This is a genomic window from Corynebacterium sp. MSK122, from assembly GCF_030229435.2.
Taxonomy (GTDB): Bacteria; Actinomycetota; Actinomycetes; order Mycobacteriales; family Mycobacteriaceae; genus Corynebacterium; species Corynebacterium marquesiae.
Window position 1 is genome coordinate 1 of sequence record NZ_JASPHV020000031.1, and the last position, 17350, is coordinate 17350.

14 protein-coding genes are annotated in these 17350 nt (G+C 57.6%); 11 read left to right on the forward strand and 3 right to left on the reverse strand.

The annotated features are described in order from the left end of the window. Positions 1 to 52: 52 nt before the first annotated feature. The 10 genes from ftsY (at position 53) to ffh (ending at position 12523) form a co-directional block, all read left to right on the forward strand. Positions 53 to 1570, forward strand: coding sequence for a signal recognition particle-docking protein FtsY (gene ftsY, locus QP934_RS10505; RefSeq protein ID WP_419127492.1), 1518 nt, complete (start codon positions 53 to 55; stop codon positions 1568 to 1570). Positions 1571 to 1943: 373 nt separating this feature from the next. Next, on the forward strand, positions 1944 to 4922 hold the full coding sequence (locus QP934_RS10510) for a DUF4040 family protein (protein ID WP_419127493.1): 2979 nt from the start codon (positions 1944 to 1946) through the stop codon (positions 4920 to 4922). After that, entirely contained in the window at positions 4922 to 5398 is a 477-nt protein-coding gene (locus tag QP934_RS10515; protein WP_049378298.1) for a sodium:proton antiporter, read from the forward strand. Before QP934_RS10510 ends, QP934_RS10515 begins: the two co-directional genes overlap by 1 nt. Beyond that, on the forward strand, positions 5398 to 6939 hold the full coding sequence (locus QP934_RS10520) for a monovalent cation/H+ antiporter subunit D family protein (RefSeq protein WP_284838812.1): 1542 nt from the start codon (positions 5398 to 5400) through the stop codon (positions 6937 to 6939). Before QP934_RS10515 ends, QP934_RS10520 begins: the two co-directional genes overlap by 1 nt. Next, positions 6940 to 7473 (forward strand): monovalent cation/H+ antiporter subunit E, encoded by a 534-nt coding sequence (locus QP934_RS10525; RefSeq protein WP_239273124.1) that lies wholly within the window; start codon positions 6940 to 6942, stop codon positions 7471 to 7473. It begins immediately after the preceding gene. Beyond that, positions 7470 to 7760, forward strand: a complete 291-nt coding sequence (locus QP934_RS10530) for a hypothetical protein (RefSeq protein ID WP_023021278.1) — start codon at positions 7470 to 7472, stop codon at positions 7758 to 7760. Before QP934_RS10525 ends, QP934_RS10530 begins: the two co-directional genes overlap by 4 nt. A gap of 3 nt (positions 7761 to 7763) precedes the next feature. Continuing rightward, positions 7764 to 8132 carry a Na+/H+ antiporter subunit G gene (locus tag QP934_RS10535; RefSeq protein WP_284768205.1) on the forward strand — a complete coding sequence of 123 codons (369 nt, stop codon included), beginning with the start codon at positions 7764 to 7766 and terminating at the stop codon, positions 8130 to 8132. Between the two features lie 230 nt (positions 8133 to 8362). Next, positions 8363 to 8701 (forward strand): P-II family nitrogen regulator, encoded by a 339-nt coding sequence (locus tag QP934_RS10540; protein ID WP_239273121.1) that lies wholly within the window; start codon positions 8363 to 8365, stop codon positions 8699 to 8701. 6 nt (positions 8702 to 8707) lie between these two features. Further along, positions 8708 to 10831, forward strand: coding sequence for a [protein-PII] uridylyltransferase (locus QP934_RS10545; protein WP_419127494.1), 2124 nt, complete (start codon positions 8708 to 8710; stop codon positions 10829 to 10831). A gap of 51 nt (positions 10832 to 10882) precedes the next feature. Continuing rightward, positions 10883 to 12523 (forward strand): signal recognition particle protein, encoded by a 1641-nt coding sequence (ffh, locus tag QP934_RS10550; protein WP_337887360.1) that lies wholly within the window; start codon positions 10883 to 10885, stop codon positions 12521 to 12523. Positions 12524 to 12652: 129 nt separating this feature from the next. Here the strand turns inward: ffh and QP934_RS10555 are convergent, their stop codons facing one another. Further along, complete coding sequence (locus QP934_RS10555; RefSeq protein ID WP_419127495.1) at positions 12653 to 14920, reverse strand: acyltransferase family protein; 2268 nt, start codon at positions 14918 to 14920, stop codon at positions 12653 to 12655. 352 nt (positions 14921 to 15272) lie between these two features. On the opposite strand from QP934_RS10555, the gene rpsP reads away from it, so the two are divergent. After that, the gene (rpsP, locus tag QP934_RS10560) at positions 15273 to 15788 is read left to right on the forward strand and encodes a 30S ribosomal protein S16 (protein ID WP_337887362.1); all 516 of its coding nucleotides are present in this window, start codon (positions 15273 to 15275) and stop codon (positions 15786 to 15788) included. A gap of 218 nt (positions 15789 to 16006) precedes the next feature. Here the strand turns inward: rpsP and QP934_RS10565 are convergent, their stop codons facing one another. Then, a complete protein-coding gene (locus tag QP934_RS10565; RefSeq protein ID WP_284810812.1) occupies positions 16007 to 16702 on the reverse strand; it encodes a TetR/AcrR family transcriptional regulator in 696 nt (231 codons plus the stop codon). A gap of 29 nt (positions 16703 to 16731) precedes the next feature. Continuing rightward, entirely contained in the window at positions 16732 to 17136 is a 405-nt protein-coding gene (locus QP934_RS10570; protein ID WP_284810811.1) for a cupin domain-containing protein, read from the reverse strand. Positions 17137 to 17350: the final 214 nt, after the last annotated feature.

Below are 17350 nucleotides of genomic sequence, written 5' to 3' on the forward strand. Positions count from 1 at the left end.
AGATAGTGGTCAGGGTCTCGTGGGCTCGTAGATGTGTATAAGAGACAGGCCTATGGCAGACAAGTCTGTGGCAGAGGAACCAGAAACCAAGCCAGCACCTCAGCAGGGGAAGCCGGCGAAGACCGACAAGCCGGCAGAGCCTACTAAGCAGGACCAGGCCCAAGCGCCAGCGGAGGAGAAGAAGCAAGCGGCAGAATCTTCCGCTGATACGACAGAAAAACCACAGTCCAAGGGAACTGGCGCTGCGGCCGCGGCGACGACTGCTGGCGCGGCAGGCGTAGCGGGTGCGGCAGCTGGAGCGTCGGAAAGCGAAGAATCGCACGCGGACCGTGCCCCGAAAGCGGCTGGACAGCCAGAAGCTGCACCTAAGCCGGAAGAGCCGGCAGCTGCCGAAAAGGCAAAAGAGCCGGAAGACGTTGTCTCCGTGGAAAATGCCGAGGTAGAAGAGGAGTCCCCGGTCTTCGACGAGGTTGTTGAAGACAATGATGCGGAAGACATCGAGGAGCGGGTGGACGACCGCGAGGAAGCCCAAGAAGCCGCAGCTGCTGCCGAGGCACAAACCGGTGCAGCCGAAGCCGCCAAGGAACAGACCGAAGTTCCAACAGGCGAACCTGCCCCAGCACCAGCTCCGCAGGATGATATCGCACCCGCCGGTGGGCGTCTTGGCCGTTTGCGCGGGCGCCTTTCGCGCTCGCAAAATGCCATCGGCCAAGGGCTCATGGGAATTTTGTCCGCAGGCGATTTGGATGAGGAAGCCTGGGAGGAAGTCGAAGATACGCTCATCATGGCGGATTTGGGCACCAAGTCCACGATGAAGGTGACTGACTCCCTGCGCGAGAAGATTGCAGAGCGCGGCGTTTCCAGCGAGGATGAAGCCCGTGCCATGCTGCGCGAATGCCTGATTGAAGCAGGCCACCCAGAGATGGATCGCTCCATTAAGGCCATGCCGAATGAGGGCAAGCCAGCAATCGTAATGGTCGTGGGGGTCAATGGCACCGGCAAGACCACAACCACCGGCAAGCTTGCTCGCGTGCTAGTAGCCATGGGCCATAAGGTCCTTTTGGGCGCGGCCGATACTTTCCGAGCTGCGGCCGCTGATCAGCTTGAGACGTGGGGCCGCCGAGTTGGCGCCGATACCGTGCGCGGCAAGGAAGGCGCTGACCCAGCATCGGTAGCCTTCGATGCGGTAGCAACCGGCGTGGAACAGCAAGTAGATGTGGTCTTGGTCGACACCGCAGGCCGGCTCCATACCTCCACGGACTTGATGGACCAGTTAGGCAAGGTCAAGCGCGTGGTAGAAAAGAAGACTGATGTGGACGAGGTCCTGCTGGTATTGGATGCCACGGTGGGACAGAATGGCCTTACGCAGGCACGAATCTTCCGCGAGGTAGTAGATATCACCGGTGTGGTTCTCACCAAGCTGGACGGCACCGCTAAGGGCGGAATCGTCTTCCAGGTACAAGAAGAATTGGGTGTTCCGGTCAAGCTTGTGGGCTTGGGCGAGGGCGCTGATGATCTCGCACCATTTGAGGTGGAAGGCTTCGTCGACGCTCTGTTGGGCGAGAAGTAGCAGCCAACCTTGCAATTCCCCCCCTGCATATCGGGTGTCACGTACGTGCGCCTCGGTGTGCTGGGGGAGTCCTTTGTTTTCATGGGCAAGTTATAGCGTGCAATAATCTCGCGAATTCTTTTCGCTCTCATCTCGCTGTCGGTTCGCAGACTATGTAAAAAGTCCTATGCAATTGGCGCGGGAATAAGTCCTGCTGAGCGCCTGTGAATTCTCTGCCTGCGAGCGTAATTGTGGCGGTTGTGCTTGTCTTTTATGTAGCGCAGGGGCATGCTGCAATGTGGTTTGACCTTGGCAGGAATGGTAGCCTGAAAGGGCTGTATTTAATGCGAAATTCGCATTAAACCTAGACCAAGGTTCGTGAGGCAAGTATTTCGTGACGCTACTTTATGCAGTCCTCCTCGCGGCGCTGGCAGTGATCTTGGCACCGGTAACCGTAAAGGTTATTGACCGAAAGGCAGGCTATCCACTAGCTGGCCTTTTTCTTATTGCAGCGGTCCTCATCGCCAAGGAATTTCCTGCCATTGCAGCCGGGGAGGAATTAAGTTTCCACGCCACTTGGGTGCGTGATTTCATCGCACCAGGCGTCGACGTAAGCTTTGCTCTCCGCGGGGACGCGTTGAGCATCTTCTTCGCTATGTTGGCGCTGGTCATTGGCGCCGTCGTTTTCACATATTCGGCGGCCTATTTGCCCAAGAATGAGGGCAACACCAGCTTTTATACCTTGATGACAGCGTTCACGCTGTCCATCTTGTTGCTGGTTCTGGCCAATGACGTGGTGGTTTTGTTCCTTGCCTGGGAGCTAGTCTCCTTGGCTTCGTTTATGTTGATTGCTCGCTCCGGTTCAGGCGGCGAGGCTGGTTCGCAGCGCACACTGATCCTAACCTTTATTGGTGGATTGACCCTGCTGACCGGCTTGGGTATTGCCGCAACGGTGACCGGATCGACTACCGTTTCTGATATCTTGGCGTCCCCTGTATGGACGGAACGCCCAGGGATAACAGCAGCCGTAGCCGTGTTGATTGCGGCGTCCGCCTTTACTAAGGCGGCACAGTTCCCATTCCATTTCTGGTTGCCAGAGGCTATGGCCGCTGCCACCCCGGTATCGGCCTTCCTTCACGCAGCAGCGGTGGTCAAGGCCGGTGTGTACCTGCTTGTTCGTTTTTCCACCATCTTCCACGATGTGGCGGTGTGGAATTGGTTGCTCATCGTCGTAGGCATGGGCACCGCGGTGATGTCCGCGGTATTTGCAGTGCAGAAGACGGATCTGAAAAAGCTTACGGCCTATTCCACCGTCTCCCATCTGGGCTGGATTGTTGCCACCATTGGCGTGGGTACCCCGTTCGCTATCGCTGCAGCGTTGGTCCACACTCTGGCGCACGCGCTGTTTAAGTCCTCGCTGTTTATGCTCATTGGCGTCATCGACCACGAGGCTGGGTCGCGCGATATTCGCCGCCTAGGACCACTGTGGAATAAGATGCCGTGGACATTTGGCTCCGTAGTAATTGGTGCGGCCTCGATGGCTGCGGTGCCACCGCTTCTGGGCTTTGTGTCCAAAGAGGGAATGCTCACGGCGTTTGAGGACGCCCCGATTGGCAGCGCGGGCCAGGTAATCCTGCTCATCGTTGCTGGCATCGGTGCCTTTTTTACCTTTACTTACTCCGCAAAGATTGTCTTCGGCGCATTCTTTGACGGACCTCGCGACATGGAACATGTCCATGAAGCCCCCGTGTCGCTCTGGCTGCCCGCCGCTTTGCCGGGCTTTATGTCCCTGCCGCTGGTATTTGTGCTCGGGCTCTTTGATGCCCCGATTGATGATGCAGTGGCTGCCGTGGGATTGGAGCATCATTCGCACCTTGCCCTCTGGCACGGGTTCAACGTTCCTTTCCTTATTTCGCTGGTGGTCCTCATTGTCGGTATTGCCGGTATCTTTGCCCGCAAGAAGATGTGGGCAAGCTTTGAAGCTCACGAGTTCATGCCGCGCAGCGGCAATGATTTGCTGTATTCACTGATGAAGGGTTGCTCCCAGTTGGGGCGCGTTCTGGGCAAGATGTCCGATTCGCATAATCCATCCCGTCATATGCTGCCGATTGTCATTTTGATTATCGTGCTGGCAGCTACCACCCTCATTCGCGATGGCGTCGACGGCGTAGCACTGCAGCCACGGGTGGCTGGTCTGGATAACCCATGGGACCTGCTGCCACTGGGCATCATCGCCCTAGCGATGTTTGGGCTGGTGCGCACCCAGAACCGCCTGACCGGTGCCATCATGATTGGCATTGCCGGCTCGGGCGTGACCTTGCAGATGTTCCTGCTTGGCGCACCTGACGTGGCGCTGACGCAGTTTATGGTGGAGGCCCTGTCCGTCATCGTGATGATGATGGTGCTGCGCTACCTGCCAGAAACCTTCCAGCCGGTGAAGAACAAATCCCGCAAGACCGGCTCCATCGTCATTGCGGTCTTGGCCGGTGTGGCTGCGTTCCTAGGTGTGTGGGGACTCATGGGCCGACACGAGCGCTCCGATTTGGCCATGTGGTACCTAGACAATGCTCCGGACATCACCGGCGGCGACAATGTTGTCGCTACTATCATCGTGGAGTTCCGTGCACTCGATACCTTGGGTGAGCTTTCCGTACTGGGCATGGCTGCGGTGGTTATTGCAGCAATCACTACAACGTTGCCGCGGTTCCCGTTCAAGTCGGGTACACGCCCAGCGCCATTTGGCCAGTCCCAGCTGAACTCCGTGCCATTGCGCAAGGGCGTGCACGTTGTTATCCCGCTGTTGGTCATTATGTCCGTCATCGTTTTCTTCCGCGGGCACAATGCCTCCGGCGGCGGCTTCCCTGCGGCGCTGATCATGGGTGCAGCAATCGGGCTTATCTATCTGTCCCGTGGCTCTGATGAAATTGTTTTCGGCCGCATGACTCCGATTCGCCTAACCGGTATCGGCATCATCACCGCCTTGATCGCCGGCTTTGTAGGCTACTTGCACCACGGCATTGGCAATGGTGGCTTCCTGGCTGCAATCCATGCCGAAGCCTTTGGCCAACACTGGACCACCTCTCTCATCTTCGACTTGGGCATCTACCTAGCGGTGCTGGGTATGTTGACTATGGCGATTAACGCATTGGGCGGTTACCTGCGCCCAGGAACGGAGCGTGAATTCTTGCCATGGGTTCATGATGATGATTCCGCGTTGCCGACGACTCCACGCATTTCCCTTGAAGACGTCGACGATCCGTACCCAGATCCGATCAACCCTTCGACCGACCCGTTGGCCTTGCTGACGCCTTCGGAAGCAAAGACGAAGAGGAAGAGTAAGCGCTCCGCGGCTATCCGGGGAGGGGAGAAGTAATGATCCTTGCATTGACTATTGCTTTGCTCATCGGTAGTGCTGTCTATCTCATCCAGCAGCGCGGCTTGGTACGCATCGTGCTGGGCATGATGGCCTTTGGCCACGGTGCCAATCTGATGCTGCTGGCTACGGGCGTGTATTCCTACCGCGGGGAGTCCTTCCCCTCTCAGGTTCCGCACGATCAGATGGCCGACCCGCTGCCGCAGGCCTTCGTGCTGACCGCCGTTGTTATTTCCATGGCAACCTCGACCATCTTGTTGACGATGGCGGCCATGGGCAAGAACGACGACACCGATGTGGTGGAACCAGTTGATGACAACACCATCGACCATGCCTTTTCGACCTTGGGACGCGACGCCCAAAATCGCCAAATTTTGGAGGATTCCACCAATCAGCTTGACCGAATTGGTCAGGTGGACCACAACACTCCCGTTGCAGAACGCGGGGCAACTGAACAGAAGGAGGATGACAAATAATGGCTGATGCTGTAGCTCAACTCCTTCCGCTATTTCCAGCGGTCCCGCTGATTGCAGCGGCCTTCGCACTGCTGGCACCGTGGCGTGCGGTACGCGATTCCATCATGCTTATCATCCCGGGTGTTGGAATTTTCGCCGGCCTGGGCCTGCTCATCTACACCATGAACAATGGGGTAGTAGCCCATACTGTTGGCCTTTACCAAGGCAATGTGGGTATCCCGTTTGCTGCGGATGCCTTCTCCGCGTTGATGATCGTTACTACGATGATCGTCGCGTTTGGTGCCAACTGGTTTGCCATTGTGGGTGGGGAGACTAAGTCTCGCTACTATCCTTCGCTCACCCTGATTTTGATCACCGGTGTGTGCGGTGCATTGCTAACCGCTGACCTCTTTAACTTCTTCGTTTTTATTGAGGTCATGCTTCTGCCGTCCTACGGCCTTATCACCATGTCTGGTACGTGGTCGCGCTTGGCAGCCGGCCGTGCCTTCGTCTTGGTTAACCTTTTCGCCTCCACCTTGTTGGTTGTTGGCGTGGGTTATATCTATTCGGTTACCGGTGCGGTCAACCTAGGCGCACTGAAGGGCGCAGCGGCAGGCAATGGGCCGGTGACCGTGGCAGCAGGCTTGATCCTCATTGCGATTACCGCCAAGGCCGGCGTGTTCCCCGTGCAGTCGTGGCTGCCACGCACCTACCCAGGAACCTCCGCCGCGGTGATGGGCCTATTTTCTGGCTTGCACACCAAAGTGGCCGTCTACATGCTCTACCGCCTCTACGTGCAGCTATTCGATCTGGAACAGCGCTGGAATCTGTTGATCATCGTCATCATGATTATCTCCATGATGATCGGTGCCTTCGGCGGCCTAGCGGAAAATTCCATCCGCCGCGTCCTCGGTTACCAGATGCTCAACGGCATGCCTTTCATCTTGGTCATGCTTGCGTTTACCTCTGATGACCCACGTCGTGCACTGGCAGCTGGCATCATGTACACGATTCACCACATGGTGACCGTTGGTTCGCTGATCTTGGCCTCTGGTGCCATTGAGGAGACCTACGGCACGGGCGTGCTCAGCAAGCTTTCCGGTCTCGCTCGCCGCGACCCCATCATCGCGTGGATTTTCGCTGCCGGTGCATTCTCCGTCGTGGGTTTCCCACCGTTCTCGGGAATGTGGGGCAAGCTGATGATTGTCTTCGAGATCGCCCGCGTGGGCGGTGCTTGGGCTTGGATTGCCATCGCGGCAATCATCATCGCTTCCTTCGCTGCCTTCTTGGCCATGCTGCGCGTGTGGCGCAAGGTCTTCTGGGGCAAGGGTCTGCCGGAGGACAAGGTCCCAGATGAATTGGTCATCCGCAAAAAGCTCATGGCCCCATCCGCGGCTCTCATCCTTGGTTCGCTGTGCATGTTCATCTTCTCCGGCATCGTCCTCGATGTTGTGGATGCCGCAGCGGAGCAGCTGCTGGACACTAACGCATATACTGAAACCGTCTTGGGAGATGAGCCGATTGCCGTTCCCAATATCGATGAAATCCAGGAGGGCCGTTAAATGAACGCAATTGTGTATGCATTGTGGCTCATCAAGGAGATTTTCGTAGCCGGCATTAGCTTGGCACTGGCGGCCTTCAAACCGGATAACGAATACAATCCGGTTATTATTCGCTACCCCCTGCGTGTGACTAGCGCCTGGGAAATCTTCTGGTTTACGTCTTCCATTACCGCAACCCCGGGCACGCTCTCGCTCGGTTTGCGTGAACCACCCCGCCAAGGACTGCCGCGTATCGTGCTGGTACAGGCCGTCCAAGGATCCGACCCGGCGGGAATCGTGGCTGATCTGGCTGAGATGGAACAGCGCCTCGCCCCGCGGGTTAAGGACATCGATTATGGCGTGCCGGGCCAAGGGGAGACGACAGAATTGGATGAGGCTTTCTACGAGTATCCGCTCGAGTCTGTGGGACGCTATATGCGCTCGCCTGACTTGGCGCGGGCGGAGGACACTCCGCTTTCAGAAAGCCAGGCGGACGTCGAAAAGCCAAAGCGCCGAGCCCGCAACGTACAACGCAGAAAGGAGACCGAGCGATGATTGACTTTGCCACATTGTCCCCATTCGGCTGGGTCGTATTTGTATGCGTATTCATCATTGGCATCGCCACGTGGTGTGGCGTGCTGCTAGCGCTTCGTACTCGCGATGAACTCACCCGCGCCATTACCTCGGATATAGTTTTCTACGGCATGATCTGCATGTATTTAGCGTGGTCGATGACCAATAACGCCCCGATGGCGTATTACATTGCACTCCTTGGTGCCATTGCCGCCGGTGTGCTACCGACGCTATCGATGGCCCGCATTATTTCGAAGGGCAGGCGGTAAACCATGGCCATTTCTGAAATTATCGCCTCGGTCCTGCTTATCATCGCTACCCTCTTGGTGGTCGCTACGGTGGTCTCCCTCTGGCGCGCGCCGGATGCTTTGACCCGTGCTAACTTGCTGGGCCCCACTGTGGGACTTGCGGTACCGCTGATTATCGTGGCCAAGGTAGTCGTGGACTTTGGCCGCGATGGCTTTTCCCTGTGGCTGCTCATCCAGGCACTGATCGCCTGCTTCGGCGTATGGATCATCGGCTCGGTAGGGTCCTTTTATCTGGGCCGTTCCATCTACGGCGTAACCGTCACCGACGTCAAACACGCCAAACACAACAATAGGAAAATTCAGACCGTGCACGCAGAGGAAGACGATATCTAGTCCTCTCCAGCCCCTTCTGGTGGCGAGCCGTTTCTGTTCCTGCGCGTGGCTGCGGGGAAGACAGAACAGCTCGCCGCTTTTCTGGTTGCACAGGAGGTCTTCTGAACCCACCAGCTCTCTGAATACGCAATGTGGAAAAAGTTGCACAGCAATTGCTGTGCTCGGGCTAGAATGGGTGCACGTTATTCGGTGCCTGTAGACCCGCCCCGAAGAGTTAGCAAGGAGTAACAATGAAACTCATCACGGCCATCGTTAAGCCCTTCACCCTGCCGGAAATCCGCCAGGCTTTGGAGCAGCAGGAAGTACGCGGCCTCACTGTTACTGAAAGCCAGGGCTTTGGGCAGCAGCGTGGACACAGCGAGGTATACCGAGGGGCAGAATACGCCACCGACTTTGTGCCCAAGGTGAAGCTGGAGATTGTTGCGGCCGATGACCACGTCGAAGACATCATTAATGCCATTGTGGATGCTGCCTACACGGGCAAGATCGGCGATGGCAAGCTGTGGGTAACCCCGGTTGAAGATGCCATTCGTGTGCGCACCGGCGAGCGCGGCGAGGCGGCGCTCTAAGTCCGCATGCATACCGCCGCACAGATTCGCGCCGAGGCCCATGCCTCGGCGCTTCGTGTATTGCGCAGTCTCGAGCTTCCACCGGGAACAGCGCTCGCTGCCACCGGATCCTTTGCGCGCAATGAGATGACTCCGCACTCTGATATTGATGTCATCCTCATCTATCCGGAAGGTCACGAGCCAGATCCGGCTTTGGTGGAGCAGCTGTGGTACCCCGTGTGGGATGCCAAGTACCGCCTGGATTATGCCCTGCGCACCCCGCAAGAGTGCGGGGCGATTGCCGCCGAAGATGCCTCTGCCGGCTTTGCCCAGTTGGATTTGGCCTTTGTAGCAGGGCGCAAGGTTCTGGTGGATGAGGCGCGGGCGCAATTGCTCGCAGCGTGGCGGCGCCAGCTGCAGCGCGGCTTTGATGATTTCTTGGATACCGCGATTACTCGGTGGAAGCGTTCGGGCGCTGTGGCAGCGATGACGAACCCGGACTTGAAAAATGGGCGCGGGGGATTGCGCGATATTCAGCTCTTGCGCGCGATGGCTTTGGGCAACCTGTGCGACTTTCCAGATTTGGACGTTGAGCAGCGGCTGCTTCTCGACGCCCGCACGCTCCTGCACGTCACAGCCCGGCGCCACCGGGATATCTTGGATCCCGAGTTCGCCGCAGATGTAGCTGCGGACCTGGGGTTTGAAAGTCGTTATGCCTTGACAGCGGCTTTGGTCAGCGCTGCAGCCACGGTCAATAAGGCGGTGGAGCGCGGCCTTGCTACCGCCCGTGGGGTGCTAGGCCGTAATGCTTCAGTGACCGGCCGGGGCCGGCGCCGCCCGCTCGATGTGGACGTGGTGTCCGAGGGCGGCAACATTTTCCTTTCCCGCAATCCAAATGTAGAGGACCCGTGGCTGCTCACCCGCGTGGCGGCTGCCGCGGCACGCACGGGATATATTATCGCCGAGACCACGTGGCACCAGCTGCAAGGCCTGCCCGAGCTGCCGCTACGCTGGCCGCGGGCAGCGGTGGATGATTTCTTCGCTATTTTGTCCTCGCCGCGATGCACGCCGCGCGTCATACAGGACTTGGACCGCTATGGCCTATGGGAACGCTTAGTCCCAGAATGGGGGCATGTGCGCGGCTTGTTGCCACGCGAGCGCAGCCACGTCAATGCGGTGGACCATCATCTCATCGCAACGGTAACGCGGTGCGCGCAGATGCGTACCTCGGTGGCTCGTCCTGACTTATTGCTGCTGGCCGCGCTTTACCATGACATAGGCAAGGGCTACGGACGCCCTCATGCCCAAGTAGGTGCGGAGATGATTACCCGCCAGGCAGCCCGTATGCGGTTGAGCGTCGCCGATAGGTCGCGCGCCCAAACCTTAGTGGCAGAACATACCACCTTGGCGCGGTTAGCGGCGACGATGGACCCGGCTTCCGATGCCGCTCGCGATGCCCTCTTGGCTGCCGCGCATTATGACCAGCTGACTATATCCCTGTTAGCGGTGTTGGCTGAGGCTGATGCCCAATCGACCGGGCCTGGCGTGTGGACACCGCGAGTGGAGCAAGCACAGAAATTGATCGTCGCGCGGGCACTTGAGGCGCTCAAACCACGTGTTCTCGACCGCCCTGCTGTGCATGTACCGCTATCTAGCGAAGGCGTGGCGCTCAAAGTGGATTGGGAAGACCAAGAAGTCAGCGTGTCGTGGTGCGGTACCTCTCAAGGAGAGCTAAAGCGCATCTTCGCCTTGCTATCGGCGCTGGGGTGGACCATCGTGCGGGCGAATATCGTTCGCGAGGAGGACGGTGCCTATAAGGCGGAGTTTTTCATCCGCACGGTGCAACAGACCCTAAAGGAGGCTGCGCAGGAGATAAGGTTTATTCAGTCCTATAACTCACGAACTTATACGGAGCTGCCAGATATCGAGGGGGAAGTAACCACCGCGGCTTATGATGTGGGCGGCATTTTGGTCATCCGGACGGTGGAGCGCATCGGCGCTTTAGGGCACTTGGTAGAGGCATTGCCGGACTTTGTATGGCTGCGCCATGAGATTTTGGGCGCGACGATGATCGTCAATGTGTACCTCGCCGGGCAGGTTTCTCGCACTACCGTGGTGGGGAATGTGACCAGGGCCCTGGCTAGGGACTAAGATTGAATAGTTGAACTTTAGATCGATCTAAATTAAGGGAGCGCATCCGTAGTGTTTGACTCACTATCAGACCGCCTACAGTCAGCCCTGGCGGGCCTGCGCGGTAAGGGCAAACTGACCGAGGCTGATATCAATGCCACCGCTCGCGAGATCCGCCTCGCGCTGCTGGAAGCCGACGTGTCTTTGACCGTCGTCCGTGGCTTTATCAAGCGCATCAAGGAACGCGCCCGCGGCGCGGAAGTCTCTGAGGCGCTCAACCCGGCGCAGCAGGTAGTCAAAATCGTCAATGAGGAGCTCATTGAGATCCTTGGTGGCGAAACCCGCCGCCTGAACTTGGCTAAGAACCCACCGACGGTGATCATGCTCGCCGGCCTGCAGGGTGCTGGTAAAACCACCCTGGCCGGTAAGTTGGCCAAGCACCTAGCTAAGCAGGGCCATACCCCGATGCTGGTGGCCTGTGACTTGCAGCGTCCGGGCGCGGTGCAGCAGCTGCAAATTGTCGGCGAGCGCGCTGAGGTGCCGACCTTCGCACCGGATCCGGGAACCTCTCTGGACTCCAACGAGCATGAAATGGGCACCTCGCACGGGGACCCGGTGGACGTCGCCAAGCAGGGCATTGCTGAGGCTAAGCAGAAGCAGCACGATGTGGTCATTATCGATACCGCTGGCCGCTTGGGCATCGATGAGACCCTGATGACGCAGGCGCGTAATATCCGCGATGCCGTCAACCCGGACGAAGTCCTTTTTGTCATCGACTCCATGATCGGCCAGGACGCCGTGCAGACGGCCGAGGCCTTCCGCGATGGCGTGGACTTTACCGGCGTCGTTCTCACCAAGCTGGACGGTGACGCCCGTGGTGGTGCGGCTTTGTCTATCCGTGAGGTCACCGGCAAGCCCATCATGTACGCCTCTACCGGTGAGAAGCTCGATGATTTCGATGTCTTCCACCCGGAGCGCATGTCCAGCCGCATTCTGGGCATGGGTGATTTGCTCTCCCTTATCGAGCAGGCTGAAGCAACCCTGGACCATCAGAAAGCCGAAGAGGCAGCCTCTAAGCTGGGCTCTGGCGAGCTGACGCTAAATGACTTCCTTGAGCAGATGTTGATGATCCGCAAGATGGGTCCCATCGGCAATCTGCTGAAGATGATGCCCGGCGGCAAGCAGATGAATGAAATGGCCGCCATGGTGGATGAAAAGCAGCTGGACCGCATCCAGGCGATTATTCGCGGTATGACGCCGCAGGAACGCGAGGATCCGAAGATTCTCAATGCTTCGCGCCGCAAGCGCATTGCTAATGGTTCTGGTGTTAGCGTTTCCGAGGTCAACCAGCTCATTGAGCGCTTCAACCAGGCTAAGAAGATGATGTCCAAGATGGCCGGCCAATTCGGCATGGGCGGCATGGGTGGTCGTTCCGCTACCAAGAAGAAGCCCAAGGGTCGCAAGGGCAAGAATGGCAAACGAAAGAAGGGCAAAGGCGGCGGTGGCAACCGCGGACCGAAGATGCCGGGCATGGGCGGAATGCCAGGAATGCCCGGTGGCGGCGGCATGCCGTCCATGGAGGAGCTGCAAAAGCTCCAGCAGCAATTGGGCGGCGGCGGTGGCATGCCAGGTATGCCCGGCATGCCAAAGATGCCGAAGGGAATGGAAAATATCGACCTCGACAATCTGGACTTTGGCAAGGGCACAAAGTAGTCTTTCTAACCCGTAGTCAGAGCAAGGGGGCTTCCGCATTTGCGCGGAAGCCCCCTTTTTGAGCTTGTGTTTGTCGACGTCCCCTTAAGCCGACTTCGCGAAAGCGGAGCCGGTCTTGGAGCTTAGAGGCTAGACTGCCTTATCTTGGCCAGCGTTAGGGTAGGGGACCGGATTGGCGCGCTGTTTGCCGGCGTCGGTAGGGGCTGCGGGCGCTTGCTCCACGGCTCCTGCAGCCTGCTCCGGTGGAATATCCGGGGCTTCCTGCTGGACTTTTTCCCCGTTGAGGAAAGGCTTTAGGGCCTCGCGTATCATCGGGATAGCTGAATCTGCAAAAGCATTAGTGATGTGGTGCATGTCGCGGTAGACCATCGTATTGCCGATGATGACCGGGCAGTCTCCGTTGGCATCGCAGAACCACGGAGCGGTATCAATCGAGAGCATATTCTGGTACTTCGACAGCACGACCGCACCGGGATCGTAGGGCTGGTAGACCTGTTCGAAACGCATGCCACACCCATAGGCGTCTTCGGTAGCGACGTAGCATTCATCAAACTCACGTGGGCGGCCTTCTTCATCGAATCCCCACGGGTTATCGCGGAAGCCCAAGAAGGGGATATCCCGTTTGGCCAGTTCATCCCAGAATTCCTGGTAGCCGACCGGCACAGCATCAGGGCCGGTTCCATACTCATTTTGAGGACGCGTGGTATTGGAAATTACCAAGGCCGGATCCGCTTCTTCGATTCGGTCCATTACCAGTTTGCCCCATTCGGCGCATTCCGGTGCCACAGTGACGTCATCGCCTAGCTCAATAGGGCAGCCCTGGCGTAGCAGCGGAACCAACTTAAAGCCCATCTCCTTGCCCAAGCGGTCAAGGGCGGAAGAGTATTGTTCCGCGTGCGAACCGCCTACCAAATACACCTCCTTATCCGAATTCACGTCACCGAAAGTGCATGGAGTTTGCTTATCTTTCCGGGTTTCGAAGAAAAAATCGGCAGGCATACTTTGCGGTATGAAGCACCAGTTAGCTGCAACTGGTGGCTGGATGCCGCGGGCTAATATCGGATCGGGTTTAATCTCCACGTTATCTGGCGGGGTGATGTCATTGATGAACGTGGTAGCGCCGGGGTAGAGCGCGGGATCCAAAAGCTCGGCGTCCGCATCGTCGAGGGTACGCGTCCACAGTGGCTGGATTGCCAGTAAGCCGACGACGGACGCGGCCACTAGTACGCCGCCGACACCGCGAGCGGCACCGGCTGGCTTCTTTAGAGTGGAAAGTCCCTTGCGTACTGGCAAGTCCTCGGCGGTAGGGCGCTTGCGATGTTGGCGCAGCGGCCGTTCCAAGAAGCGATGGGTAAGGTCCGCCAGCAAAAGCGAGATGGCGATGATGATAACGCCCAGCCACCACGAAGGGGTGTCTTGGCCCAAGTAAGAGGTGGACAGGATGAGCAGCGGCCAGTGCCATAGGTACAGTGGATAGGCTATATCGCCCAACCAGCGAGCTTGCTTGGACGCCATAGCCTTGGAAATCTTGCCACCGCCGCCCAAGATAATGAGTACAGCGCCTCCCAGCGGCAACAGGGATAGTGGACCAGGATATGCGGTGGTATCTGCGATAATCGCACCGGTGAAAACCAGCATCAGCAGGCCAAGACCGGTAAAGAGGTCATAGAACCGAGGTGGGATCTTCCACGAGGAACCGTAAATAGCTAGTACCGCTCCTAGGGTCAGCTCCCAAGCACGCGACCACGTGGAGTAATAGTTCTCTGGGGTGCCGTAAAGACCATGGCGCGAAGCGTAGGCAAAGGAGACGATGGTGACCATGATGAGGATGGGGCCAGCAATCTGATTCACAGTGGGGAAACTGCGCTTGCCAAGTCGCTTCTGCTTGGGCCGGAGTTTCATGATGGTAGCCAAGGTGAGGGCGAAAGCGATGCCCATGATGTAGAACTGGCCCTGTACAGCCATGGACCACATGTGCTGTAGCGGGGAAGTATCGGCAGCAGCGGCGGTGTAGTCCGCGTTTTGTTCAGCCAGCTCCCAGTTCTGGTAATACAGCATGGTCGCTGTGATCTGCTGGGTTAGCTCCGTGCGCATGAGCTGTGGTGTAAAAACGCGTACCAAGAGGTAGGTTACGCCGATGACCAAAACCAAGCTCGGAACCAAGCGGCGCAATGTACGCCAGATAGGCCACCACGGATTGAGCGAGGCGTTGGGCTTGCTTGCGTAGCGCAGCTGGGAGCCCAAGAAGAAGTAGCCGGATAGCAGCAGAAATACGTCGACGCCGCCGGAAACGCGTCCGACGAATACGTGGTAGATAACTACTAGGCCGATTGCAATACCGCGCAGACCATCAAGGTCATAGCGGTACCGGAAATTTCGTGGTGATTCTTTAGTCATAAACTGTCTTTTCGTGCGCCGTTTCTAATGGGTGGGGTAGAAGACGCGCCATATATATGAAACCAAGTGTCTATATTCGGCCCTTAAGGGTACTCTGCTTCTTTATCGTTGGCATAACGCACCAGCGTGTGTGACGTAGCAGTTTTTGAATTCGCCGTTCTTCGCGCTAACATACTTCAAGTTATCTTCTCGGTTGTGCTGAGCTAGATGAACTACAGAACGTAATATTCTGCGTAGCACCGTTCCCGTCTACGGTCGGCCGGTATGTCACGCGCAGATAAAATCCAAGGGTTGAACCGGCGCATTATGTAGTGCGCGTCTGTACTGCCCAGTGACTAGAAAAGGAGCCATCATGGCTGTCAAGATCAAGCTGCAGCGCGTGGGCAAGGTCCGTGCTGCTGAGTACCGCGTCGTTATTGCGGATGCCCGTACCCGTCGTAACGGCAAGGTCATCGAGAACATCGGTATCTACCACCCGAAGGAAGAGCCCTCCCTCATCCAGATCGATTCCGAGCGTGCACAGCACTGGCTGTCCGTTGGCGCACAGCCAACTGAGCCGGTTCTCGCTCTGCTGAAGGTAACCGGTGACTGGCAGAAGCACAAGGGCCTCCCGGGCGCAGAGGGCACCCTGAAGGTTGCTGAGGAGAAGAAGTCCAAGCTGGAGATCTTTAACGAGGCACTGGCTGAGGCTAACAATGGCCCGACCATCGAGGCCATCACTGAAAAGAAGAAGAAAGCCAAGGAAGAAGCTGAGAAGAAGGCTGCTGAGGAAGCTGCTGCTGCAGAGGCTGCCGCTGCTGCCGCCGGAGAAGCTGACGCTGAGGCCGAGGAGAAGGCTGAGGAAGCTTCCGAGGAGTCCGCAGAGTAATCTGCCTCCCTTGTTAAGCGCATAGCGCTTTAGCTTCGGCCCCCGCCGCTACGATCACTGATCGTAGTAGCGGGGCCTTTATAGTTTGGGGGAAGAACGCCGGCACACGATAGCGACCGCGCACGCTAATCCTTGGCGGGGCTGCGTGCGCGGTCGCTGCTGACAGTGACGCGCTAGGAAACTTGCGGCATCCATGTCGGGGATAGGCCAGTTCGCCTTTAGTTCTGTGGCTTGTAGCTGGAGTAGCGGCTGTAGACGTTAGAGGGGTCCTTAAAGTCCATGCCGCGCAGGGCGCCTGCAACAACAGGTGTGAAAAGCTCGAGGATCTGCTCGCGTGGAAGCTGTGACATGGGGCCGTTGATGGCAAGTACGGTAAATCCGTGTATGGTCGACCAGGCCAGCAGAGCATTCTGCATGAAATACGTAGCGTCAGTGGTATTGTCCAGTGCTTCCGCGTGGTGGGACAATAGGGCGAAGAAGTCGCGAATCTGCTGTAGGTGATCCATCTTTGGATCATCTTCCGTATTGGGATCTACGCCAAGCATGAAACGCAGCGCCTTCCACTCCAGCATGCAGCGGAAGAACTTGGTCTCATCCAAGGCAAACTCGAGGTAAGCGTACCCAATCTGCATCAGGTGCTCTGGAAAATCTAGGCCCTCTGCGGTCTCGGTAGTTTCGTGTAAACGCCGGACCAACTCATCGGTGGCAAGTTCAGCGACCTTATCGTGCAGTTCTTCTTGGTCCCTGAAGTGGCGGTATGCGGAGGTAGGGGACACTCCTGCTTCGCGGGTTACCGCACGGACAGTAATTGCGTCGGGGCCGCTTCTTTTACCTAGTTGAACAGCGATACGGAGCAGCTCATCGTGGAGGTTTCCATGATGGTAGGGCTTATTGTGAGTTTCTTTAAAATTCATATTATCACCAAAACCTATGCGTGTATAAATTATTTGGTTAGCATGGTGAGCAGTAAAATCGCGGGGGTAGAAGGGCCGCCGCTCTCGCTTGTGGCCTCGACCTTATGTACCTCATATGCAGGAAGGTGCACGATCGAGCCGGGGGTGAGCGTGATGGTTTCACTGCCGTAGCTGAAGTCAAGCTCACCGCGCAACGCCTGTACGGTGATGGGATGTGCGGCCTTATGGTCGGGCAGGGACTGTCCAGGTGCAAAGCTAAAGAGAATGAGGTTGGCACCATCGGCGCTCAAGACGCGCTGTACGCCCGGGCGCGGGCGGTGCGGATCGGTATCTGGCGCGATGTCCAGCAGGTTTAGCGCGGACATCACGGCTTCCTCGCCTGAATGAGAAGCTGCGCCAAACGTATCTGGGGAGTTGGTTGGTAGATCGCTCATGAGCCCACTTTAACGACAATGAGACTCAAATTCTGGGCTTGCTTTCCAAAGCGCCAAAATTAATGACTGACAAGGGCAAAGAGGTCTCGTGCTGTCAAGGGGTGAATGCGCCACTTCGACCGGGAGGTAGTTGTGACGCGTTGGACTCCGAAGGATGTTAAGGATGCTGCTGTTGAGCGCGTGGTGGCAGGCGAGGCAGTTAGCCTGGTCGCGC